The organism is Bacillus haynesii (assembly GCF_014042035.1).
GTDB classification, from domain to species: domain Bacteria; phylum Bacillota; class Bacilli; order Bacillales; family Bacillaceae; genus Bacillus; species Bacillus haynesii.
On record NZ_CP059494.1, the window covers coordinates 1227074 to 1251561 of the forward strand.

Annotated in this window: 23 protein-coding genes; all 23 read right to left on the minus strand. The window is 47.2% G+C overall.

The genetic code is table 11. From position 1 onward, the window contains the following. Positions 1 to 316 precede the first annotated feature (316 nt). The gene (recA, locus tag H2R00_RS06035; protein ID WP_043926427.1) at positions 317 to 1363 is read right to left on the minus strand and encodes a recombinase RecA; all 1047 of its coding nucleotides are present in this window, start codon (positions 1361 to 1363) and stop codon (positions 317 to 319) included. Between the two features lie 168 nt (positions 1364 to 1531). Continuing rightward, complete coding sequence (locus H2R00_RS06040; RefSeq protein WP_182070664.1) at positions 1532 to 2782, minus strand: competence/damage-inducible protein A; 1251 nt, start codon at positions 2780 to 2782, stop codon at positions 1532 to 1534. 19 nt (positions 2783 to 2801) lie between these two features. After that, on the minus strand, positions 2802 to 3383 hold the full coding sequence (gene pgsA / locus H2R00_RS06045; protein WP_003181921.1) for a CDP-diacylglycerol--glycerol-3-phosphate 3-phosphatidyltransferase: 582 nt from the start codon (positions 3381 to 3383) through the stop codon (positions 2802 to 2804). 66 nt (positions 3384 to 3449) lie between these two features. After that, a complete protein-coding gene (locus H2R00_RS06050) occupies positions 3450 to 4352 on the minus strand; it encodes a helix-turn-helix domain-containing protein (RefSeq protein WP_043926424.1) in 903 nt (300 codons plus the stop codon). A 17-nt stretch (positions 4353 to 4369) separates the two neighbouring features. Then, complete coding sequence (locus H2R00_RS06055; RefSeq protein ID WP_003181917.1) at positions 4370 to 5161, minus strand: YmfK family protein; 792 nt, start codon at positions 5159 to 5161, stop codon at positions 4370 to 4372. Between the two features lie 247 nt (positions 5162 to 5408). After that, positions 5409 to 5666 carry a DUF3243 domain-containing protein gene (locus tag H2R00_RS06060; RefSeq protein WP_006638104.1) on the minus strand — a complete coding sequence of 86 codons (258 nt, stop codon included), beginning with the start codon at positions 5664 to 5666 and terminating at the stop codon, positions 5409 to 5411. Positions 5667 to 5736: 70 nt separating this feature from the next. Continuing rightward, entirely contained in the window at positions 5737 to 6468 is a 732-nt protein-coding gene (gene ymfI / locus H2R00_RS06065) for an elongation factor P 5-aminopentanone reductase (RefSeq protein ID WP_182070665.1), read from the minus strand. Positions 6469 to 6554: 86 nt separating this feature from the next. Continuing rightward, positions 6555 to 7841: an EF-P 5-aminopentanol modification-associated protein YfmH gene (yfmH, locus tag H2R00_RS06070; protein ID WP_154997395.1), complete on the minus strand. Its 1287-nt coding sequence runs from the start codon at positions 7839 to 7841 to the stop codon at positions 6555 to 6557. Further along, positions 7838 to 9118 carry an EF-P 5-aminopentanol modification-associated protein YfmF gene (gene yfmF, locus H2R00_RS06075; protein ID WP_182070666.1) on the minus strand — a complete coding sequence of 427 codons (1281 nt, stop codon included), beginning with the start codon at positions 9116 to 9118 and terminating at the stop codon, positions 7838 to 7840. The genes yfmH and yfmF overlap by 4 nt, the downstream gene beginning before the upstream one ends. A gap of 141 nt (positions 9119 to 9259) precedes the next feature. Further along, positions 9260 to 10465, minus strand: coding sequence for a bacillibactin exporter BcbE (gene bcbE / locus H2R00_RS06080; RefSeq protein ID WP_182071032.1), 1206 nt, complete (start codon positions 10463 to 10465; stop codon positions 9260 to 9262). Between the two features lie 138 nt (positions 10466 to 10603). Further along, positions 10604 to 11329 carry a GntR family transcriptional regulator gene (locus tag H2R00_RS06085; protein ID WP_003181905.1) on the minus strand — a complete coding sequence of 242 codons (726 nt, stop codon included), beginning with the start codon at positions 11327 to 11329 and terminating at the stop codon, positions 10604 to 10606. A gap of 131 nt (positions 11330 to 11460) precedes the next feature. Then, a complete protein-coding gene (locus tag H2R00_RS06090; RefSeq protein ID WP_182070667.1) occupies positions 11461 to 13803 on the minus strand; it encodes a DNA translocase FtsK in 2343 nt (780 codons plus the stop codon). Between the two features lie 119 nt (positions 13804 to 13922). Further along, positions 13923 to 14138 carry a YlzJ-like family protein gene (locus H2R00_RS06095; RefSeq protein WP_003181904.1) on the minus strand — a complete coding sequence of 72 codons (216 nt, stop codon included), beginning with the start codon at positions 14136 to 14138 and terminating at the stop codon, positions 13923 to 13925. Next, on the minus strand, positions 14135 to 14881 hold the full coding sequence (locus tag H2R00_RS06100) for a ClpP family protease (protein WP_154997406.1): 747 nt from the start codon (positions 14879 to 14881) through the stop codon (positions 14135 to 14137). The genes H2R00_RS06095 and H2R00_RS06100 overlap by 4 nt, the downstream gene beginning before the upstream one ends. A gap of 101 nt (positions 14882 to 14982) precedes the next feature. Beyond that, entirely contained in the window at positions 14983 to 16647 is a 1665-nt protein-coding gene (gene rnjB / locus H2R00_RS06105; protein WP_154997410.1) for a ribonuclease J2, read from the minus strand. A gap of 147 nt (positions 16648 to 16794) precedes the next feature. Next, on the minus strand, positions 16795 to 17664 hold the full coding sequence (dapA, locus tag H2R00_RS06110) for a 4-hydroxy-tetrahydrodipicolinate synthase (RefSeq protein WP_182070668.1): 870 nt from the start codon (positions 17662 to 17664) through the stop codon (positions 16795 to 16797). 30 nt (positions 17665 to 17694) lie between these two features. Next, positions 17695 to 18909 (minus strand): aspartate kinase, encoded by a 1215-nt coding sequence (gene dapG, locus H2R00_RS06115; RefSeq protein WP_154997416.1) that lies wholly within the window; start codon positions 18907 to 18909, stop codon positions 17695 to 17697. Between the two features lie 90 nt (positions 18910 to 18999). Beyond that, on the minus strand, positions 19000 to 20040 hold the full coding sequence (gene asd, locus H2R00_RS06120; protein WP_182070669.1) for an aspartate-semialdehyde dehydrogenase: 1041 nt from the start codon (positions 20038 to 20040) through the stop codon (positions 19000 to 19002). A 107-nt stretch (positions 20041 to 20147) separates the two neighbouring features. Beyond that, positions 20148 to 20741, minus strand: a complete 594-nt coding sequence (dpaB, locus tag H2R00_RS06125) for a dipicolinate synthase subunit B (protein ID WP_094777404.1) — start codon at positions 20739 to 20741, stop codon at positions 20148 to 20150. Beyond that, on the minus strand, positions 20738 to 21637 hold the full coding sequence (dpaA, locus tag H2R00_RS06130) for a dipicolinic acid synthetase subunit A (RefSeq protein ID WP_154997422.1): 900 nt from the start codon (positions 21635 to 21637) through the stop codon (positions 20738 to 20740). Before dpaA ends, dpaB begins: the two co-directional genes overlap by 4 nt. 143 nt (positions 21638 to 21780) lie before the next feature. Next, positions 21781 to 22041 (minus strand): YlmC/YmxH family sporulation protein, encoded by a 261-nt coding sequence (locus tag H2R00_RS06135; RefSeq protein ID WP_043926410.1) that lies wholly within the window; start codon positions 22039 to 22041, stop codon positions 21781 to 21783. Between the two features lie 84 nt (positions 22042 to 22125). After that, on the minus strand, positions 22126 to 23355 hold the full coding sequence (locus H2R00_RS06140) for a M16 family metallopeptidase (RefSeq protein ID WP_154997426.1): 1230 nt from the start codon (positions 23353 to 23355) through the stop codon (positions 22126 to 22128). Between the two features lie 36 nt (positions 23356 to 23391). Next, on the minus strand, positions 23392 to 24354 hold the full coding sequence (locus H2R00_RS06145) for a polysaccharide deacetylase family protein (RefSeq protein ID WP_154997429.1): 963 nt from the start codon (positions 24352 to 24354) through the stop codon (positions 23392 to 23394). Positions 24355 to 24488 lie beyond the last annotated feature (134 nt).

Consider the following 24488-nt stretch of genomic DNA (forward strand, 5'->3'; position numbering starts at 1 on the left):
CTTGTCTTGCTAAAAGTAAGTGTCGGCATGTACATTGTACTTCTTCTCAACATACAGAACCTTCACAGGGAGTGAAGCGGCTTCACAGCCCTTGTCAAGTTTAAATGTTTATCAATCATGTTAAGAAAAACAAGTGATACAATTTCATTGTAATTGTGTGGGAAATACTTGTCAAGCTTACGGTCTTAACGTTTCTGGATTAAACGCCTTTTCAAACCGCCGGGATGAAGAGGGTGGATAGAGGAGCTGCGCCTAAATGCGCAGATTAAAGGAAAAGGCTGCCGTTCGGGCCGGCAGCCTTTCACATGTTTCATGATTAAAATTCGAGTTCTTCCTGAGCTTGGGCATCGTCTTCCTGAGCAGGAGCAACGCCTCCAGTATCCAAACCGTAGTGCTCCCGGATCTGCTCTTGAATCATCAAAAGGATGTCCTTGTTTTCTTTCAGGAACTGTTTGGCGTTTTCACGGCCTTGTCCAAGACGTTCCTCCTGATAAGAGTACCATGCACCGCTCTTTTGAACGATGTCAAGCTCTGTTCCGAGGTCGATGATTTCCCCTTCTTTTGAAATCCCTTCCCCGTACATAATGTCCACTTCGGCTGTCCGGAATGGAGGTGCCACTTTGTTTTTCACGACTTTGATTTTCGTCTTGTTCCCCATGACATCGTTGCCTTGTTTCAGCTGCTCTGCACGGCGCACTTCCAGGCGGACAGAAGAGTAGAATTTCAACGCTCTTCCGCCTGGTGTCGTCTCAGGATTTCCAAACATGACGCCGACTTTTTCACGAATCTGGTTAATAAAGATCGCGATGGTCTTCGATTTATTGATTGCTCCGGAAAGCTTACGAAGCGCCTGAGACATCAGTCTGGCCTGCAAACCGACGTGGGAATCCCCCATGTCTCCTTCGATTTCAGCTTTCGGCACAAGCGCTGCCACTGAGTCGATGACAACGATATCCACCGCTCCGCTTCTGACAAGGGCTTCGGCGATTTCGAGCGCCTGCTCGCCCGTATCAGGCTGTGACAGCAAAAGCTCATCAATGTCGACACCCAGCTTTTGCGCATAGACGGGGTCGAGCGCGTGTTCGGCGTCGATGAATGCCGCCTGTCCGCCCTGCTGCTGAACTTCGGCAATCGCATGAAGCGCCACCGTCGTTTTACCGGAGCTTTCAGGCCCGTATACTTCGATAATCCGGCCGCGCGGGTATCCGCCCACTCCAAGAGCCGTATCGAGCGCTAAAGAACCGCTCGGAACTGTTGAAATTCTCGTTTCAGTTTGTTCGCCGAGTTTCATAATCGAACCTTTACCAAACTGCTTTTCTATTTGTTTAAGCGCCATATCTAAGGCTGCCTGACGATCACTCATTCTATTTTCCTCCTTTATCACTTCCGCTATATCTACTATACCTTGTTTACGCGGATTTGCCAAGAAAAAAGCGAACGCATATTCGATTTTTTTAAGAGGAAAAAATCGATCTCCTAAAATGGAATGACCTTTTTCATAAGAAAGATATTCCGAAAATCCGTTTTTCGCTTATTTTTCCATCATTTTCAGCAACAGATGGCAGCCGTATTTGGCAGAACGTTTCCGCACCGCAGATCTGGATCCGGCGAACTGAAATTCGAACGCTTCTTCAGCCTGGTCCTTCACGGAGATGCCGATAAACACCTTTCCTGCCGGATGGCCTTCTTGCGTATTCGGCCCGGCTACTCCAGTGAAGCTGATGCCGATATCGCTTCCTGTTTTGACTCTGATGCCTGCGGCGAGTTCTTTTGCGCATTGCGCGCTGACCGCACCGTAGCGCTGCAGCGTGTCTTCCGAAACGCCGGCCGCTGACACTTTCAATTCGTTAGTGTAGCAGACGGCGCCGCCTTTGAAGTATTCAGAAGCGCCGCTCATTTCCGTCAGCCAGCTGGAAAAAAGCCCGCCTGTAAAGCTTTCCGCAGCAGCCAGGGTCATTCCCTTGCTCCTGCATGCTTTCGCAAGCTCTTCTGCGAGGGATGTATCATCATACCCGTAAAAGAACTCTCCGACCCGCTCCAGGATGCGGTCTTCCGTTTCTTTTAACAAGCGGTTTGTCTCCGCCGGATCCGCATGCTTTGCCGTGAGCCTGAGCGTGACTTCCCCGTCTGCCGCAAGCGGGGCGATTGTCGGATTAGTCTGCGCATCAATGAGATCTTCCAAATCGGTTTCAAGCTGGGATTCCCCGATGCCGAAGAACCGCAGCACCCTTGACACGATCTTTTCCCTCGAGCCGAGCTTTTCCAAAATGAGCGGCTTCGCTTCGTTTTCAAACATCGGCTCCAGCTCTTTCGGAGGTCCCGGCAGAAGCATATAAAAGCGCGCTTCATGCTCAAGCAGCATTCCCGGAGCCATCCCGAAGCGGTTCGGCAGAACGTCGGAGCCTTCGAGGATCAGCGCCTGTTTGCGGTTGTTCGGCGACATCTCCCGGTTCGTTTTTTTGAAGTAATCCTGAATCGATTCGAAGGCTTCATCGTCAAGCTTAAGAGGGCGCCCGACAACTTCAGCGATCGTTTCTTTTGTCAAATCGTCTTTCGTCGGTCCGAGGCCTCCTGAAAAAATGATGAAGTCAGACCTTTGCTGTGCTGTCTGAATAACTTGTTTAAGGCGTTCCGGATTGTCTCCCACCGCCGTGTGATAAAAGACGTTAATGCCGATTTCAGCCAAATGCCTGCTGATAAACTGAGCATTTGTATTAACGATTTGTCCGAGCAGAAGCTCAGAACCGACAGCGATAATTTCCGCTTTTCTTTCCAACTTCATTGTTTCCACTTCCCCACGTTTAGTTCGATGTTTTTAAAGCATCCCAGTTTTTAGCGAAATAATCCCATCCTGATACGACTGTGAAAAAGACAGCCACCCATAAAGCAAGAGAGCCGAACGGGAAGGATACAAGCTCAAATGGAAGATTGTGAAGCAACAGGGCAGAGATGGCGATAATTTGAGCCCATGTTTTCACTTTTCCAAGCATGTTGGCTGCGACGACTTCCCCCGTTCCCGCAAGGACGAGCCGCAATCCCGTTACGGCAAATTCCCGGCTGATAATGACAATGGCCATCCAGGCCGGAGCAAGATGGTAATGCACCAGAATAATCAAAGCGGAAGACACGAGCAGCTTGTCTGCAAGCGGGTCAAGGAATTTCCCAAAGTTTGTCACAAGGTTCAGTTTTCTTGCATAATAGCCGTCAACCCAATCTGTGACGGAAGCAAAAATAAACAGCAGTGCGCCGATCAAATGGGTGACCGGAATCGACTCGCTGCCGAAGGAGACAGCCCCCCACTGAAACGGCACAAGCATGATGACCATAAAAACAGGAATTAATGCGATTCTAGAAAGCGTGATTTTATTCGGTAAATTAAACATAAAGGTTCCTCCATATATGTATGTTTTACTAATGATGATGAACGCAAGAAAAAGTCATCTGTGCAATTAAGATGACTTTTCCTCCTTTTTATTTTGAATCGTTATGTTTTGTGTCATCACAGTCTTAGGATCGAGCTTGTAAGAAAGAACTTCTCCGTTGATTTTAATTTCAACGCCCGGCGCATATCCGATCCGTAAATCAATTTGCGATTGATCGGTGATATTCTTTTGAAAGGTTTCTCCTTTTTTCATCATTCCTTCTTTAAGAGAGCTCCCTTTCTCATCACGCACCCTGACCCATGAGTTTTCGTTTGCCTTTACTTCAAGCTCCAGCTTGTCGGATCCTGATACTTCATAGGTTGTGGAAGAGCCTTCGCTTGCGGTCGCTTTAATGGTCAGCTTGTCGTTCTCATCAGACTGCTGATCCTTTTTTTCTTTGTCGTCTTCAGCGCTGTCTTTCTGCGCATCCGTGTTCTGTTGATTTTCCTTTGTCAGAGGGGAATCTTTCGAGACGTCATACTTGCTTTGCGATTCCTCTGTCTTAGGCTCTTCAGCCTGCTGATTCCCTCCGCCGTTTACAGCCTGAACGATGACGTAAATGATCGCGATCACAACGATAACGCCGGCTGCCACAAGCAGAGTAGGCAAAAGTTCAAGCGCTTTTGAGGCGGACTTGGGCAGCTCCCTCTGCGGCTTGATTGAAGAAAGCTTCTCAGAAACCTCATCATTGTAAGAATTAGGGATATCTTTTTTAAACTCTTCAAACAAGAGCTCCGAGTCGAGGCCGACAGCTTCGGCATACTGCTTGATAAAAGCCCTCACATAAAATTTCCCCGGAATGATATCATAGTTTCCTTCTTCAAGGGCCGTTAAATACCTTTTTTGGATCTTTGTGGCCGCCTGAAGGTCGTCCAATGACATCCCTTTTTCCTCTCTGGCTTCTTTCAGCCGATTTCCTAGTTCAGTCACAACAAACACCTTCCATTTTAAAAATCAAAGCCGGAAAAACCCGAATGGTCAAACATCTGCGGTTCTTCAGCATGTTCATATGTAATCACCTCATCGGGGCTGTTACGCAATTCGATGATGTAATCAAAATCGTCCATCGTATATTCCGTATTTTGCACGAAAATGTCCGGATGCTCGACAACTTTGGTCGCCGGCAGCCGCATGATCTCACTGACGAGCTGCAAATGGCGTTCAGATCCCCTTCTCGTCGACACAATACCGTCCAAAATGAAAACATTCTCCGGACTGTATTCATCAGCAATCAGCTGGCTTCTGATCGTTTGCTTCAGCAGTGTAGAAGAAACAAAAAGCCACCTTTTGCTCGCACAGACGCTTGAAGCAACAATTGATTCCGTCTTGCCGACGCGGGGCATTCCCCTGATCCCGATCAGCTTGTGCCCGTCTTTTTTAAACAGTTCAGCCATAAAATCGACAAGCAGGCCGAGCTCGTCGCGTTCAAACCTAAACGTTTTTTTATCGTCTGCATCCCGCTGGATATAGCGGCCGTGCCTTACAGCGAGACGGTCGCGAAGCTTCGGCTCGCGGAGCTTCGTCACTTTAATCGTATCCATCGTGTTCAGAATCGATTCCAGTCGCTTGATCTGATCTATATGACGGCATTTTAACAAGAGGCCTCTTCTTTGAGTATCGACGCCGTTAATGGTCACAATATTTATTGAAAGCATCCCCAATAAAGAGGATATATCTCCCAGAAGTCCGGGACGGTTGACTTGGATTTCATATTCTAAGTACCATTCGAGCTTTGCCAAATGATAACCTCCCTACCCATCATCGTGGCAAAAATTTACCTTCCTTTATCATAAAGCATTTTGTCTCAATTAGAAAGCAGAATGTTGTGATTAAATAAGAAAAACGTCCGTTTCCCAAAATCGGGAAAAAACTGCTGTAACGGCGCCTGCATGCTGTTTACCCTGACGGGACGAAAAGCAAACAACAAAAGCGTTGCCGCTGACAAAGCCGCGCCTATAAAAAAGAGAGAGTGAACACACTCTCTCCTTAATGTGAGCTGTTGTTTTCAACAAGCTTAACCATCACGTTCGCAATGGCGCGCTGCTCTTCTTCGGAAGCCACGCTCCAAAGGTCTGCGAGCACTCGTTCTTGATGGTTTTTTGAATCAACCTCACCAGCCAAATAATCGCCGATCTCATATGCGAGATCTGAGATGGTTTCGTTTGACATTCCTTTTTCTTGGGCATAGTTCAAACGGTCGCCCAAAAAGTTTTTCCACTGATCCCAATTATCCAGTACGGACATATCAGGCCCCTCCATTCTCTTGAAGTTACAGCCTTATTATGAACTGGGGGACCGTAAACTATACATGTTTTTAACAATGCCAGCCGCCATTAACTGACAAAATTTGACCCGTGATATAAGATGCCTTTGCCGAGAGCAGAAACAGGACGGCGTCTGCAACCTCTTCGGCTTCGGCAAGCCTTCCCATTGGAATCTCATCGGCGATCTTCTCTTCTTCCTCTTTTGAAAACGAGCTCATCATCTTTGTTTTCACAGCGCCCGGAGAAACGGCGTTGACTCTGATGCCGCTAGGCGCAAGCTCTTTTGCAAGAGCTTTGACAAACACATTTTGTGCACCTTTTGTCATGCTGTATAAAACTTCGCACGACGCCCCTGTTTCACCCCAAATGGAGCTGACGGCTACAATGGCGCCGGATTTTTTCCTGATCATCGCCGGCAGCAGATTCCTCGTCAATAAAAACGGGCTTGAGACATGGAGCTGCACCATGTCCTGTACAGCCTCATCGGACATGTCTGTCACAAGCCCGCGGAAGCTTTGTCCGCTGTTTAAGACGATGCCGTCAAGCGCCCGCCCGCCGATTGAAGCGGAAACGGCTTTTGCGCCGCCGGGGTCGGACAGATCGCCGTGAATGATTTCGGCGTGAATGCCGTATGTATGTGCCAGCCTTTCTGCAAGTGCAGCGGCTGCCTTCTCATTTGTATGGTAATGGAGGAGAAGATCATACCCGTTTTGCGCCAGCTTTTCGCTGATGCTTTGCCCGATTCCGCCGCTTGCGCCGGTGATAAGAGCGAGTTTTGTCATACCATGTTTCCACCTTTCCGTTAAAAAGAAGAAAGGTTCAGCGTGCATCGGAAATGTCCTGACACGCTGAACTTTCAGGCCTTGCTTTATGATTTTGGAACGACTTTGCAGACGGTGATCCTGTCTTCCTCGATTTCTTCCTGGATGACGCGGTGAACGTCCTCAAGCGTAATTGATTCGAGTACGGTGACGATATCAAACAGACTCGTCTCCAGAAATGCGTACCGTGTAAACTGGTTGGCGATGTACTCAGGCGAATTCATTGATTTTAGGAAATTGCCGATTTTTTTCTTTCTTGCCAGTTCCAGCTTTTCGGCTGTTATCGTTTCTTTCGCTTTGAACAGCACTTGTTTCAGCTCCTCGGCAAGCTTGTCAGGCTCAGGCGTATCGCCGCCGACCGAGACGAAGCCAAATCCGTGTTCTTCAGTATAGTCATAGCTGAATGTCTCATCGATATACCCTTTTTCATAAATTCTTTCATAATCGCTGGAGCTTTTGCCGAACAGGCACTCGAGGATGAGATTGATGGTCAGCTCATGCTTCAGCAAGGCTTCTCCCGTGTTCATCGGATGAGCGCTTTTTAAACCGACGAGGCATTTTGAGCTTTGAACATTCATTTTAATTTCCTGTTCTTTTTTGAATACGGCCCCAGGCTCCTTAACTTCTTTGCGGACAATTTCAGGCTGGTCTGTATACGGTTTTTTCTGCTGGTTTTCGCGGACCTGGCGAATGATCGCTTCGGGATCGACCGGACCGACGACAAAGAGCAGCATATTGCTCGGGTGATAGAACGTCTCATAGCATTCGTACAAAAGGTCTTTTGTAATATGTGAGATGCTTTCGATCGTGCCCGCGATATCGATCCGGACAGGGTGCTCCTGGTACATGTTTTCGATCAGGCCGAAAAACAGGCGCCAGTCGGGGTTGTCGTCATACATGTTGATTTCCTGTCCGATGATGCCTTTTTCCTTCTCAACCGTTTTTTCCGTAAAGTAAGGGTCCTGCACAAAATCGACGAGCGTTTCCAAGTTTTCTTCCACATTTGACGTGCTCGAAAACAGGTAGGCCGTTCTTGTGAAGGAGGTAAACGCATTTGCTGAAGCTCCCTGCCTGCTGAATTGCTGAAAAACATCGCCGTCTTCTTTTTCGAAGAGCTTATGCTCCAAAAAGTGTGCGATTCCGTCAGGCACGCGGACCATTTCCTCTTTTCCGAGCGGGACAAACTGATTGTCAATCGATCCGTATTTTGTCGTAAAGACCGCATATGTCTTGTTAAATCCTTCTTTCGGAAGAACATAGACATCAAGGCCGCCAGGCATTTTTTCGTAATATAGTGTTTCCTTTAACTGTTCAAATTCGATCGTTTTCGTCAAGATGCTCCCTCCGTCCCTTTGAGAAAGTACGTTGTATCCAAATCGATTTTCTTCCCGACTTCGATGATGTCGTCTTTTGTGACATTGTCGATTCGTCCCAGCCAGTCTTCCAGGGAAAATTCGGTTTGGGCCGCAGCCTGCTGATAAATAAATTCGACTAAACCGTACGGTGTATCAAGCGTTTCAAGAATCTGGTTTTTAATGACGGCTTTCGTCTGGTCGATCGCCTCTACTGTGAAGCTGCCTTTTTTCATTTCCTGAAACTGCTCCTTGATGATGTCGACGGCTTTTTGATAATTGCCGACTTCAATTCCCGACATCACCATCAACAGCCCTTTAAAGCTTTCGATTCTGGAAGCCGCATAATAGGCAAGGCTGGCCTTTTCCCTGACATTAATAAACAGCTTTGAATGTGAAAATCCGCCAAACAAGCCGTTAAACAGCTGAAGCGCCGGATAATCATCATCCGTAAAATGCGTTCCCGTCCGAAATCCCATGTTCAGCTTACCTTGCTTGACATCAGCATCCTCGACGACTTCCTGAGGCTCCCTTGTGCGGGTTTGCTGAAGCTTGGGAACAGGTCTCAGCTCCCGCTCGTTTGCTTCGAAGTATTTGGAAATGTACGAATCCACCTGCTGCTCATCCACATCCCCAACGACATAAATGTCGAGCTGGTCTTCGCTGACCGCTTTTTGATAAGCTTCATACAGGCTTTGAGGCGTGATGCCGTCCACATCATCAAGCTCACCGTTGACGTGAAGCGCGTATGGCTCATCTTTGCACATCACCTGAATCAGCCTCAAATTTGAATAGCGCATTTTGTCGTTATATACCGCCTGTATTCTTTGCTTTAGTGTACGTTTTTCCTGAGATACGTACAGCGGCAGAAAGGCCCCGTCTTCAAGCGCCGGCGAAAAAATGATCTCTGACAAAAGCTCGAGCCCTTTTTCCAGAAGCGGTGTCTGATCCTTTAAAAATTTTTCGTTTGCGATATCGAGCCTGAATGTAATAACATGCATTTCCCCTTTTTTGGAGAGGTCGCATGATACGGAAGTGCCGTAAAGTTCATCAAGATACGTTCTGAGTTCGGCCGTTTTGGGACGGGTGCTCGTTCCCCGCAAAAGCACATGCGGAAAAAGCGCCCTCTCTGTCACATCTTCTTTTGTTAAAGGAGCAAGCATTTTAAAAATAATCGAGACGGTTTTGAATTTTTCCGTTTTGACAATGTGGCTTGTCAATCCGCGGTGCTTTCCTTTTATTTCGTTAAGGTATGTCATACTAGAACCTCCTTCGTCCTTGTTTATATTATGTATTATGACCACATTTCAGCATATGCGCTTGGGCTGTATGGTTGTAATTATATCAACTGGAGGAGATTTAAGGAAACTAAAAAACCTTATGAAAAAGACGGTGCAGATTTACACCGTCTTTGCCGCTTCATTTTCGTCTTCCTTCGGATCAATATTAAACAGCACAAGCGCTAAAGCGGCTAAACCGCACAAAAGCGATACGATGAAAATCAGCCACCCCGCATTTGTCATCATATAAGCGAAAACCGGCGGTCCGAGCGCAACACCGATGAACCGCATACTGTTGTAAAACGAAGATATCGTGCCGCGCTCTTCTTTTTCAATTCCCTCGGTAATCAGCGCATCCAAAGAAGGAAGCGCTATTCCGATGCCGATGCCGCCGATGGACATGAACAAAAATAACGGGTAAAAACTGTGGTTCCACCACAAACCGGCAAATGACAGAGACAGCAGGATCATGCCGATCAGCACGCAGGTCTTCATTCTGATCTTATCGTTTCCGATCAGCTTCCCGGCAAGGTAGGAACTGACGGAAAGGAAAAGCAGCGGAATGCTGAGAAGCGCTCCTTTTGCAACCCCGTCAATTTGATGCTTTTTCTCCAAAGTATCGGACAGGTAAAAGAGAACCCCGAATAAAAGAAACATAATGATCCCGCCGATGACAAAAATGGAAACAAGCCACCGTCCTTCCCGTTTAAAAATTTCCTGTACGCTTTTTGCAAAGTTTTTTAATGTTTGCTTTTCATCATCTTTGTCCTTCGGTTTGGGAACAAAAAACAAGACGAGAAAAAAGCTTGCAAGAGACACGATCGGGATAAACCAAAACGGCATGTACCAAACCCAAGATGCTAAAAAAGCCCCTAATATCGGGCTTAATACTTTACCGGCAGTATTGGCCGTCTCTATATCACCGAGTCCCGCGCTGATTTCTTCATCATTTTGGAACAGGTCACCGATAAACGGCATGACGATCGGCGCTGCGCCGGCTGAGCCGATTCCTTGAAGGACGCGCCCTGCTAAAATCATCGCAAACGGATCTTTGAAAAAAGTTGAAGCTAAACCTGCTAGAGCTCCTCCAGCTCCCGCAATTACAAGGCATGGGAGCATGATCTTTTTTCTTCCGAACCGGTCCGACATATAGCCGGTAATCGGGATGCATATTATCGCCACAATTGAGTATACCGTGATGATCAACGACACTTGAAACGAAGAAATGTTTAATTTTTTTTCGATCACCGGCAAAACCGGAATCAGCATCGAATTGCCGAGCGTCATCACAAGCGGGACCGAAGACAGCGCAAAAATGCTTTTCATGTCTTTTTTTCTGCTCAACTTTTTTCACCCAATTCATCAGTATTTCCATCTGTTATTGTTCCATGATGCGGGCTTATTTATGTATGGGCGCTAAGACGGGCAAAAAAAAACAGCCGCTCCTAATCGAGCGCCCGCATATCAAAAACGTTTTCTGACGACGTGAAATCTGAATTTATCGGCCCGAAAATAGTTTAAAGAATATAAAACGGGCTTATCGTTTTGGTCATAATGAGTCTGTTTGAGCAGCAGCAAAGACGTTTCAGGATCGCATTCAAGGATTTGGGAAATGGTGTCGTGATACCCGATTGGCACAATATCGGCAACAGCGTAGCTGATCACGGCGCCGGATTTGTTCTCAAGCCATTCAAACATCGATTCCTGCTCGTGTGAAAAGCCTTCCGGGAGAATATCCACAGGTATTTTATCAAGGCAGTAGACAACCGGCATTCCATTTGCCGTTCTCACCCGCTCAAGCAAAAAGATCTCCGTTTCTTCAGCATATTGAAACCGGAGCATATCTTCTTCGGTCGGAGCGGTAACCTGTGAGGACATAAAAATGGTTCCCGGCGTCATGCTTGCCTGCTCGATCATTTTTGTAACGCTGTTCAGCTGCTCAATACCTGATAGAAATAACGGTCTGGCATTTACAAAATGTCCGACCCCATGCCTTCTGATGATGACGTTTTCTTCTTCCAGTATTCTAAGCGCTTCACGCAAAGCCGTTCTGCTCACACCAAGCATCTTTGACAGCTCAAATTCAGACGGGAGCCGTTCATTCTCGCAAAAGACCCCATTTTGAATATCATCTTTTATCCGATCAATCACTTTTAAACATAACCGTTGATTGTCAGCTTTTATCGACATATTTTCCCTCCGTCTGACAGATCAGATTCAAATTACCTTTAATTGAGGATAACTATATCATGTTTTGTCAAATAAATAAACAGATGTTTTTAGTTTACATAATGAAATTATGTCAAACAAGAACTCTCTTCTCAAGAAGAGAGTTCTTCGTATTGCTCTTTTGACAAGAGGACTTCACGGGGTTTTGATCCTTCATAAGGGCCGACGATCCCCCGCTCTTCCATGGCATCGATAAGCCGCGCCGCTCTTGTATAGCCGACACGGAATCTCCTTTGCAGCATCGACACGGAAGCCGTCTGCATGCTGACGACAAGTGCGACCGCTTCGTCGTAAAGGTCGTCTGTCACTTCGCTGACCGTTTCCTGCGTCTCTTCTGGAATCATTTCTTCTTGGTATTGGGCCTTTTGCTGGCTGATGACGTGATCGACAACTTTTTCAACTTCTTCGTCTGACAGGAAGGCTCCTTGAACGCGGAGCGGTTTGTTGGCGCCGACAGGCAGAAACAGCATGTCCCCTCTGCCGAGAAGTTTTTCAGCGCCTCCCATATCTAGAATCGTCCTGGAGTCGGTCTGCGACGATACGCTGAAAGCGATCCTTGACGGAATATTGGCTTTAATGACCCCTGTAATGACATCGACTGAAGGCCGCTGCGTCGCGATGATCAGATGGATTCCCGCCGCCCTGGCCATTTGCGAAAGCCTTGTGATCGAGTCTTCTACATCAGAGGAAGCGACCATCATCAAGTCGGCAAGCTCGTCCACAATCACAATGATGTATGGAAGCTCCGGCTGCTTTGCTTCTTCTGCGGCATTCATCCGTTTAATATAGTCGTTGTACCCTTCGATATTTCTCGTTCCCGTGTGAGAAAACAATTCATAGCGCCGCTCCATTTCGTTGACGACTTTCTTCAAAGCTTGCGATGCTTTTTTCGGATCAGTCACGACGGGTGCGAGCAAATGCGGAATCCCGTTGTAAACGTTGAGCTCGACCATTTTCGGGTCAATCATCATCATCTTCACTTCATGGGGCTTTGCCCTCATCAAAATGCTTGTAATGATCCCATTGACACATACGCTTTTCCCGCTTCCTGTCGCTCCTGCAACAAGAAGATGGGGCATTTTGTTGAGTTCTGCCAATACCGCTTCTCCGGAAATGTTGCGGCCGAGGCCGATCATCAGCTTTGCATCCGGCCGGTCATTCAGTTTCGATTCGAGCACTTCTTTCAAGGAAACCATCGCGACTTCCGCATTCGGCACTTCGATTCCAATCGCCGATTTTCCGGGAATCGGAGCTTCGATGCGGATATCTTTGGCCGCGAGCGCAAGAGCCAAGTCGTCACTTAAGTTGACAATTTTGCTGACTTTGACGCCCACATCAGGATAGACTTCATATTTCGTTACGGCCGGACCGAGATGAACCTGGGTGACTTTCGCCTTAACTCCGAAGCTTTGAAACGTCTTTTCCAGCTTCCTGGCATTATCGTAAATATTCTTTTTATCCGCCTGCTGCCCTGTGTGCTTCGGATCATCAAGCAATTGAATCGACGGAAGCTGATAATCCTTATTTTCAAGCTCTGTAAACGTGATCTCGGGCGCGCCGGAGGCCTTCATCTCCTCACCGGTTTCAGGCTCAGAAGGATGCTCGGCAGGCGCCGGAGCTTCGTACGCTTGAACTTCGGGCTTTTCATCGCGGTCGGAAAAGCTTGAAATAATCGGTTCTGATTGAATAACCGGATCTGGATCAAGCTCCGCTTCTTGTAAAGGCTCTTCAGACACTTTCGGTTTTCTCTGCACCTTCTGTTTTTTTCCTGATTTCTTTTTAGGCGAGCTGCTTTTCATTTGTTTAAGGTCTGCTAAAAAGGCTTGCCACTGGTTTTTAATGAAGGACGCGACCGGGGTCATCCATTTGATCAGCGTCTCCTGAAGCGAACGGTCCGTAATCAAAAGAAGGCCGATCAAGATCAGGAAGACGGCGATGATTTTAGACCCTGCGGATGCAAACAGAAAGTATGAAGCCGCGAATAAAAGGGCTCCGATCATTCCGCCTCCAAGATCAGGTGATCCTGTCTCCCCTTTTACATCCATTAAAAACAGCTCCCACGTATTTTGAATCACGCTCGGAGACTGAACCATTCCTCTTTCAGTCAAATGCTGAAACAGCTGGACATGGGAAAGAAGCAGTATGCTTGCGATGATGCAGTAAAGGCCCGCTTTTCTCCTCGTCAAAAAACTTGGTGTTTTCTTCTTCCAAAATAAAGACAGGCCCGTTAAAAAGAGGCCGAGAAGGCAAAGGATGAACCATTCACCGGCGAAAAAGCGGAACATGTAAATGAACGTTTGTCCTGCTACGCCAAGCTGCAAAACCGCAATAATCGAGATGGCGATACAGATTAATCCGTACAATTCAAATTTAAGATGGATCCGTTTTTTTCCTTGTTTTTGCTTCTTTGTTGATTTTCGTTTTCTTTTTGCCATGTTCCATCACCTTACTGCGTGTTAAAAAATGTAAAAACAAAGAGAAAGCAGCCTTTTTTCGGCTGCGATTTTCCTCTGGATTCCCCTATTATAGCATATTTATCCTTGTGACACTTCAGCTATTTATAAAATGTCAGTTTAAGCGTCTGCCCCGGTGCTGTTTCTTGTTTTAAAAAATCCATCGGGTTCGTGCTGAGAACCTGAACGACCCTTGCTTCCTCTCCGTTCATTTCGACTAAAAGGGGCACGCCGTTTACATCGATCTGTTTTAAGTTCGAGTTTTCCGCCTGCCCTGCGAACACGATTTCCTGCGGCATTGTCGTATACAAAATCATTGGATCATCCCTTCCTGGGCGCCCTTGTTTTGTTCGATTAATTGATTCAGCTTTTGAATCGCCTGTCCGACTCCGCCGGTTTCATCGATTAATCCGTATTTCACCGCATCGTTTCCTACGACATTCGTCCCGATATCACGGGTCAAATTGCCTTTTGAAAACATCAGTTCTTTAAATTTTTCTTCCGATATGTTGGAATGACTTGTCACGAAATTGATGACCCTTTCCTGCATTTTATCGAGATACTCAAATGTCTGCGGCACACCGATGACAAGCCCTGTCAGTCTGACCGGATGGATCGTCATCGTAGCTGTTTCAGCGATATAGCTGTGGTCGCAGGACACTGCGATTGGAACTCCGATTGAATGTCCGCCGCCCAGAACGATAGAGACCGTCGGCTTTGACAGAGACGCCAGCATTTCCGCAATCGCAAGGCCCGCTTCAACGTCTCCTCCGACCGTGTTTAAGATGATGAGCAGCCCTTCGATTTTAGGATTCTGCTCTACGGCAACGATCTGGGGAATCACATGTTCATACTTTGTTGTTTTGTTTTGGGGAGGAAGCTGTACGTGACCTTCAATTTGGCCGATAATGGTCAGGCAGTGAATGTTGGTATCCTGCCCCATTTGCGGGAGTGTCGTTTCGCCTAGCTGCTGGATTTTGTTGACGAGACTGTCTTTTGCGTCTTGCTTAGCCGGCTGCTCCCCTTGGCTGTCCCCGTTTTGTATCCGGTTTGTGTCCATCTGGCTCACCTCTTTCTCGAGTTTCTTTTGTATTATGGACAATGGCGTTTTTTTCATTCAACGCAAAAGGCATGAAAAAAACCAAGAGGAGTCTCTTGGTTTTATACTTCCATGATGATTGGAATGATCATTGGTTTTCGTTTCGTTTTTTCGTATAGGAACTGGTTTAATGCGTCACGCATCGTCTGTTTTAGAGCGGACCATTCGACGACGGCGTTTTCTGTGCTTTCGGTGACGAGTTCCCTGACAAGCTCTGTCGCTTCAACGATCAGCTGCTCAGATTCTCTGACATAGACAAAACCTCTCGTGATAATTTCGGGTCCTGAAACAAGATGTTTTTTCTTTTTATCAAGGGTAATCACAACGATTAAGATTCCGTCCTGGGATAGAAGACGGCGGTCTCTGAGCACGATGTTGCCGATATCGCCGACACCGAGTCCGTCGATCAAAATATTGCCTGAATGTACTTTATCGCCGATTTTGACGTTTTGTCCGCGGAATTCCACGACGTCTCCTTTTTCAATCAGGAAAATGTCGCTCCGTTTCATGCCGATTTCTTCGGCAAGCTTGGCATGCGCTTTTTGCATTCTGTATTCACCGTTTACTGGGATTAAATACTTCGGCTTCAGCAGGTTGAGCATCAGCTTCAGCTCTTCCTGACAGCCGTGGCCTGATACATGGACGCGTTTTTGTGCGAATACGACCTGGGCGCCCGCTCTCGTTAAGAGGTCGACCGCTTTGGAGTAAATAAGCTCCTGACCCGGGATAGGGGAGGATGCGATTAGGACGGTATCCCCTTTCTCAATGTCAAGCTGCTTATGCCCTTGTTTAGCGATCCTCGTCAATGCGGCGAGCGGCTCTCCATGGTTGTCCCCTGTCAAAATCGCGACTTCTCTTTTCGGATACTTTTTGACTTCTTGAACAGGAATGAACAGATCTTCATCTGCCGTGACATACCCGAGTTTCATCGCCAGCTGGAGTATCGCCGAAATATTTTTTCCTGAAACCGCAAGCTTCCTGCCGTTTTGGAGCGCGGCATCAATGACCTGCTGAATCCGGTTAAAGTTAGACGCGAACACGGCAATTATCACGCGGTTTTCGGCATTGTACATCACATCTGATATCTCTCCGCCGACGAGTGCTTCTGAAGGCGTATAGCCCTGTTTCTCGGCATTGGCACTGTCGGAAAGCAGGCACAGCACACCGCTGTTGCCGATTTTCGCAATTTCGCCGATGTCGCTTGTCTGGTTTAAAACAGGTGTCTGGTCAAATTTAAAATCGCCTGTGCACACGATGGATCCGAGGGATGTTTTAAAGCTGACACCGACGGAATCCGGGATGCTGTGATTTGTATTGAAGAATGACACCTTTGTCGATTCAAATGTAATAACGGATTTTGAATGGATTTCTCTTAAATCGGGCTTCTTGTTTACACCGTACTGCTTCAGCGTTTCCTTTAAAAGGGCAAGCGTCAGCTTCGTTCCGTAAACAGGCACAGACAGTTTGTTCAGGCAGTAAAATACGCCGCCGATGTTTTCCTCATGCCCGTGTGTGAGAAAAATCGCCTTTACGCGGTCAGATCGTTCAATTAAATACGAAATGTCAGGGATGACCACATCGATACCCAGCATTTCATTTTCTGGATGCATGAGGCCGGCGTCAACCACGAATATGTCAGAATCGATTTCAATGACATAAAGGTTTTTTCCGATCTCTCCGACGCCTCCTAAGGCGATAATTCTAATATTTTCTGTATTTTTTTTCAAATTGTAATCCTCCTAATCTAAGTACCCGTCCATCATCACTTGTCCCTATTATACCTGAATCTAAATTTAGAAAACAAGAACCATTATGTATATGATAAACGGTCATCCCCTCCAAAAGAGAATGACCGTTTTCGTCCGTATTGTTTTTTACAGGCCGTTCATCAGGCTGCTTAAACGGAGTCGTTCATCTTCATTTAGCGGAATCAAAGGGAGCCGGACGGACCCGACGTCAAGACCCTTCAGCTGAAGAGCCGTCTTTAATGGAGACGGGTTCGGTGCGGCAAAAAGCCCTTTCATCAGCGGAAGCAGCTTTTGATGGATCAAAGCAGCCTGAGCCGTGTTCCCCTCCGTATAATGTTTGATCATTTCCTGCATTTCCGGTCCGACGATGTGTGATGCAACGGAAACAATTCCTCTCGCTCCCACGGACAGGGCCGGCAGTGTCAAGCTGTCATCTCCTGAATAAACTGCAAAGTCCTCAGGGGTTTCAGCTACGATTTTTGTAATCGCATCTAGGTCGCCGCTCGCTTCTTTAATGGCAATGATGTTCGGGATCTCCGCAAGGCGGATCGTCGTTTCCGGTGCGAGCGAAGCAGCCGTTCTTCCCGGCACATTATAAAGCATGACAGGCAGTGACGTTTCCTCGGCAATCGCTCTGAAATGGCGGTACATGCCTTCCTGAGAAGGCTTGTTGTAGTACGGAGTGACGAGCATGACGGCGTCAGCGCCGACTTCTTCAGCTTTTTTCGTCAGCTTGATCGATGCCTTCGTGTTGTTGCTTCCCGTGCCGGCGATGATCGGAGCACGGCCTGCCGCTTCCTTGACAGAGTACTGAATGAGCGCTATCTTTTCTTCTTCGGAAAGCGTCGGCGATTCTCCGGTTGTTCCGGCAACGACCAGGGAATCGGTCCCATTGTTTAGTAAATAATCGATCAGCTTTGACAGTTTTTGAAAATCGATATTTTCATTTTTGTCAAAGGGCGTAACCATTGCGGTTGCGATATTTCCGAAATTCATTTTTTTCACCTCATCATGATTCAATCATATTTATTTTGACAGTTCAAACACTTCATGCAGCGCATTCACGGCCGTCGCCATATTTTTCTCGTGCACGAGCACCCATATCGTCGTATGGCTGTCAGCAGACTGCAAGATCGGAATGCCTTTTTCTGATAAAGCGGTAACGATTTTTGAGGTGACGCCCGGAACGCCCATAATTCCCGCGCCAACCGCTGACACTTTCGCGCAATTTCTCGTCACGGCCGGTTCATAGCCCAATTCCTTCAGGATGCTGTGGGCGCGGTCTGTCATATTTCCAGCCACCGTGTAGACAATTTCACTTGGTGTAATATTGAAGAAATCGACGCTGATGCCGGCATTCGCCATCGCTTTAAACACTTCAGTCTGTACGTTATATTGTCCTTCTTTTGCCGGGACTTTAAACTGTGTCACGTCTTTCACATGGGCGATGCCTGTGATGAGCCGCTCAAAAACGTCGCTTCCGGCTTTTGAGTTGTGGTGGCTTGTGACGAGTGTACCTGTCTCGTTTGAATAGGTTGAACGCACGCGGATCGGCACTTTCGCCTGCATTGCAATTTCAACGGCTCTCGGGTGGATTACCTTTGCCCCCTGGTAGGCTAAATTACAGATTTCTGTATAGGTAATCACAGGCAGCGGCTTCGCTTTTTCAACGATGCGCGGATCAGCGGTCATGACGCCTTCGACATCTGTATAAATATCGATAAATTCCGCGTCCAGTGCCGCGCCAAGTGCAGCGGCCGATGTATCGCTTCCGCCGCGGCCGATCGTTGTGATGTCCCCTTTTGCAGTCGCGCCTTGGAAGCCTGCGACGACGACCGCATCATGGTCGGCCAGCATGCTGACAAGCCGCTCCGGCTTCATTTCGAGAATTTTTGCATTCGTATGGTTGTTGTCCGTTAAAAAGCCCGCTTGCGCACCGGTTAAAGCAGCTGCTTTAATCCCGTTTTCCAAAAGCATGCTGGCGAACACAACAGAGGAAATCGTTTCTCCGCATGATAAAAGCATATCCTGCTCGCGCTCGGTAATTGTATCCTGTCCGCCGTAAAGCAGATCAAGCAATGAATCAGTCGCATACGGATCGCCTTTCCGGCCCATGGCCGATACGACGACAACCGCTTTGTATCCTTCATTGACCGCTTCCTGAATATGGTTTAAGGCAAGCTTTCTGCCGCGGTCATCTTTTACAGACGTTCCGCCGAATTTTTGAACGATGATTTTCAATTTATTTCACTCCAAGTTGATTTCGGACGTAACAGAAGAGAGCAGGCTTTCATTTTTGCCTCACTCTCTTCTCACATCCCGTTAGAAATCTTAAACTAATTTTAAAGCTTTTAGGCTTTCTGCGATTTGTACGGAATTCCATGCCGCGCCTTTCAGCAGGTTGTCGGAAACGATCCACAGATGGAAACCGTTCGGGCGGTCAAGGTCTTTTCTCACCCGGCCGACAAACACGTCTCTTTTCCCTACTGCATCTGCAGGCATCGGATAGACCTGTTCAGCCGGATCATCCTGCAGAACGACGCCTGGAGCTTCTTTTAACAGGTTTTTAATATCTTCTGCTGTTACATCATCACGGTCTGTTTCGATGTAGACGGATTCTGAATGCCCTGTTGCAATCGGCAGTCTGACACATGTGGCTGAAACTTGAAGCTCAGGCATGTGCATGATTTTTTTCGTTTCATTTATCATTTTCATTTCCTCAAACGTAAAGCCGTTTTCCTGGAATTTATCGATTTGAGGAATAGCGTTAAATGCGATTTGGTAGTGTTTTTCATCACTCTTCACCGGCATGATCTCAGGCTCGAACGGTTTGTCGTTCAAAATGGCTTCGGTTTGCCCGTAGAGCTCTTTTACTGCTTCGTTTCCGGCTCCCGACACCGCCTGATAAGTCGACACGATGATTTTGTTTAAACCGAAAGCCTTGCGGATCGGTTCGAGCGCAACAACCATCTGGATTGTTGAACAGTTCGGATTTGCAATAATCCCGTTGTGCTTGTGCAAATCTTCCTCATTGACCTCAGGTACGACGAGCGGAGTGTTTTGGTCCATCCTGAACGCGCTCGTGTTGTCAATGACGATCGCCCCGCGTTTGACAGCCTCGTGAGCAAGCGCCTGCGAAACGCTTCCCCCGGCGCTGAAAAGCGCGATGTTGACGCCTTCAAAGCTCTCTGGACGAGCTTCTTCTACAGTGTACTCTTCGCCTTTGAAAGTCAGCTTCGTACCTGCTGAACGTTTTGAGGATAATAAAGTCAGTTTATCCAGTTCAAAATTCCTGTCTTCTAGTGTTTTTAACATTTGCTGTCCTACAGCGCCTGTCGCACCAACTACTGCTACATGTAATCCTCTGCCCAATTGTAAAACTCCTTCCACCCTAATCGTCGTAAACGATTGGTTGACTATGCATTTTACATTTTATTTTAACATAGATGTGTGCCGGGGTGATTGATATTTTTTAAGATTTATTGATCATTATGGACCAGGATGGGCTGCATTTGTTTATGGGAGAGGGCTTCTTCGACCGCCGGCACTAAAAGATCCATTTTGGCGACGAGCGAATTCGGCTTTTTGTAAGGATCATCCTGGCCGAACGGAATAAAGTAAACGTTTTTTGCCGCCATCAGCCTCATCAAGTTGACGCCGTTCAAGCCGAGCGCGTCATTCGTTGAAATGCCGAGAACGACGGGGCGGGAGTTTCTCATCGTCGCCTTGGCAGCCATGAGAACCGGACTGTCCGTCTGGGCGTTTGCGAGCTTGCTCATCGAATTTCCCGTCAGTGGCGCAACAACCATGCAGTCCAGCGGTGTTTTCGGTCCGAGAGGCTCCGCTTTCGGAATGGAATCAATGACTTTAAATCCAGTCAGTTCTTCTATTCTTCTGACCCATTCTTCCCCTTCTCCAAAGCGTGTGTCCGTCGACTTGACAGTATGCGTGACGACCGGTCTCACTTCAGCTCCTTTGTTGATCAGCGCTTCAATTTGCGGAAATACGGCATCATACGTGCAATGTGAACCCGTCAGGCCAAATCCGATTCTTTTTCCTTTGATCGACATTATGACAGCCCCTTTCGGTCAGTTGTTAATTCAGACAAAAGGTTGCACAAAACGTTGGCAATGATCTGTCCCGCCGTTTTAGGCGCGACGATCCCGGGAAGTCCTGGAGCAAGCAGCGCTTTAATGCCTTGCTTTTCGGCAAAATCAAAATCAGTGCCTCCTGGACGGGTTGCTAAATCGAGAATTAATGTTCTGGGTGTCATTCGTGAGAGGACATGTTTATTGAGAATCAGGCTTGGAATGGTATTGATGCAAATGTCGATATTTTCAACATGCTCTGCAAGTTCGTTTGTGTGGAAAGGAGTGAGGCCCATCTCCATGATTCTGGCGAGGTGGGCGGAGTCGCGCGCTCCGACTTTTACGCGTGCGCCGAGCGCCGAGAACGTCCGGCTGATACTCATTCCCGTCCGCCCGAGCCCGAGAACCATCACATTCGAGCCGTGAATCGTAAAGTCTGTATGCTGTATGGCCATCATAATGGCACCTTCGACTGTAGGTATCGAGTTGTAAATCGCAATATCGTCTCTTTCAAAGAGCTTGACAAGGCGACGGTTCGCCCCTTTGGCCATCCCGTCTAAATACTGGTTTGAAATCCCTGAATAAATCGCACAGTGAGGCTGGGTTTTTTCTAAATGTTCCTGTTTTAACACCACTTTTTCGTTGGAAAAAACAGTCGCAACCGTTCCTTCCATCGATGTGCCTGATACAGGCAGAATAATGCTGTCTATTGTGCCAAAGTCAAGTTCGTTCAGCTTTAGTTTTGTAGCTCCGGTAAACCCGTGATCAAGCTGGTCAAAACCGATTAAAAAGACCTTTGCATCCTGTTCTGTCAGCTTGCGGATGATCTCGAGCTGCCTTGCATCGCCGCCGATGATTGCAATCGTCAATCCGGTTAACATGGCTCTAACATTCACCTTCTTTTTTGACAAGGATCTAATTCATAAGCTAATTTCATCATATGACAAAAAGGAAATAGCGGTGAATTGAAATCCAGAAAAACAAAAAGCCCGCCCCATGGGACGGGCGGGTGTTCCAGCCTTTCTTACTCATCTTTTGTCACGCTGCTTTCCGGAACATCCAAAATGATCATATCCGATCCGATTTTTTGAATCTGCGACCAGGGCACCTTGATGTCATTCCCCTGCTTTCTGCCAAGTCCGAACCATTTAACAGAAGGGATGATAAGAGCCGTAATCTGTCCGTCCTGCTCATTGATCTCAAGATCTGTCTGACCCAGTACGCCGAGCCGTTCGGCCCGCTTGACATCGACGATTTCTTTTCCCGAAAGTTCACTCAGCCTCATGAAAAAACCCCCTTTTGTTATGATGTATGAACCGATAACAAAAAACATGCCTGCCTAAAAAGACAAGCATGTGTAAAGGAGACGTTATTTCGGCAGCTCACCCGACGGGCTGATTAATGCAGATGAGTAATCATCTGTGAAAATCCGGTTGGCAAGATTGTTCACACGCTCTAGGCTGACGGCATTCAACTTTTCGATGATTTCATCAAGCGTCCGGTGTTTACCGAGCAAAAGCTCATTTTTGCCGTTGCGGCTCATTTTGCTGTTTGTGCTTTCGAGACTGAGCATCAGGCTGCCTTTCATTTGCTCTTTGCTGTTTTCAAGCTCTTTCGGTGTAATACCGTCGCTTTTCAGCACGCGCAGTGTTTCATGAATCGTTTCTGACAGGAGCTGAAGCTGATTTGCGCCGGTTCCGGCGTAGATGGTCATCATGCCGCTGTCTTCATAGGAAGTGTGGTAGCTGAACACGGAATATGCAAGACCTTTATCTTCGCGGACATCCTGAAAGAGGCGGCTGCTCATGCTTCCTCCCAAAATATTATTGAGAACGATCAAATCGTAGATTTCCGGGTGGCCTGCTTCCAGCCCGTTGAAGCCGAGGCAGAGGTGAGCCTGTTCGGTTTCTTTTTTGCGCGTCATTTTCTCATGGTGAAAATCCGGTTTTGTCATGCCGGTTCTTTTGCCTTTGGCTTCATATGAGCCGAAATGCTTTTCAGCTTCTTTTATAAAAGCTTCCGGCACATTTCCGGCTATCGAAATGACGACGCGGTCAGGCGTGTAATATTCGTCCATATACTTTCTGAGCGAATCTCCGTCAAATTCAGCAAGCGTGTCCTCTGTGCCGAGGATCGGATAACCGAGGGAATGGCTGCCGTATGACGCTTTGCTCAAGAGATCGTGGACGATGTCATCAGGCGTGTCCTCATACATTTTAATCTCTTCATAGACGACATTTTTCTCTTTTTTCAATTCTTCTTCGTCAAATGATGAATGAAAGAACATGTCAGAAAGCACTTCCAGAGCATAGCTTGCATGCTCATCGAGAACTTTGGCGTAGTAGCACGTATATTCCTTTGAGGTAAACGCGTTGACCTGTCCGCCGATTCTGTCAAAAGACTCTGCGATGTCCCTTGCAGTGCGCGTTTTTGTCCCCTTGAAAAACATGTGCTCAAGAAAGTGCGAAATACCGTTAATTTCAGGTGTTTCATGTCTTGATCCGGTTCCAATCCAAACTCCGATGGCCACAGACCTGACAGTGGGATTGTTTTCGAATACGATTCTTACCCCATTTTGACAAGTATACCGTTTAATCAAATTTGTTCCTCCTATTCAAAGAACGGGCCGCACATCCTATTCTTCAACAAGCCTTTTTTCATTCATCAGCTGTGAAACAGTTCCGATTTGATAGCCTTTTTCATGCAGGTTCTGTATCAAAACGGCAAGACTTTTTGCAGTTGGATCTGTCGGATGCATTAATATCATGGCGCCGTTATGTACTTTGCTTAATACCCGTTGCTGTAAGACGGCCGGCTGCGGTTTCTGCCAATCGATCGTATCAACTGTCCACATGATCGTTCCCATCCCCATCTTGTGAGCCTGATCCACAACCTCTTTGCGGAAGCTGCCGCTCGGCGGGGCGAACCACTTCGGCTTGACGCCGAGCGTTTCATCGATTTGTTCATTTGTCATCCGCAGCTGTTCTGAAATACGTTCTCTCGTCAGTTTGCTCATATCCGGATGATTGTATGAATGGTTTCCGATTTCATGCCCGCCGTTTTGTATGGCCTTTGCCAGATCGGGGTGCTGTTTCACCCATCTGCCCTCTAAAAAAAAGGTGGCTTTGACACGATGCTTTTGCAAAACGGGAAGCATCTCTTCTAAATATTCATTACCCCAAGCGACATTGATAATAAACGATACCATCGGTTTATCCGGATGTCCGCGGTAGATCGGCTCAGGCTTTAAGGATTCCAAATGAACGTCAGGTTTCACTTGGTCATAAACGAGCAGCTTCTCATCAAATGCACCTGCCCGTTTCATTTTTTTGTACGATTTTTCGATGTTTACTTTTAAGCCGTTATAGCCGGGCATCGCTTTCCATATGTGATCAATTTTCGCATTCTGGGCCTTCACTTCATATTCAGGCGCTTTTTGCAAAAGCTCCTGGTACAATTCATCCTTTTGAGCGGCAACCGTGACCGCGTCTTTTTTCATCGCATCTATGTAATGTTGTGAATACGGACGGTTCATCATCTGATAGGACATCAGCAAAAGAAAGAAAAAAACGGAAACACGAACAATCGTTCTTTTCAATTGTATTCCTCCCTTCCCCACAAAATATGTGAGAAAAGGACAAGATAGAACCGGACCGTTTTCACGGCTTAAAACAAAGAAGCCGGGTTACCCAGGCTTCCTTTTGCTTTGAAGACGAAGACAGAAGCAAGATA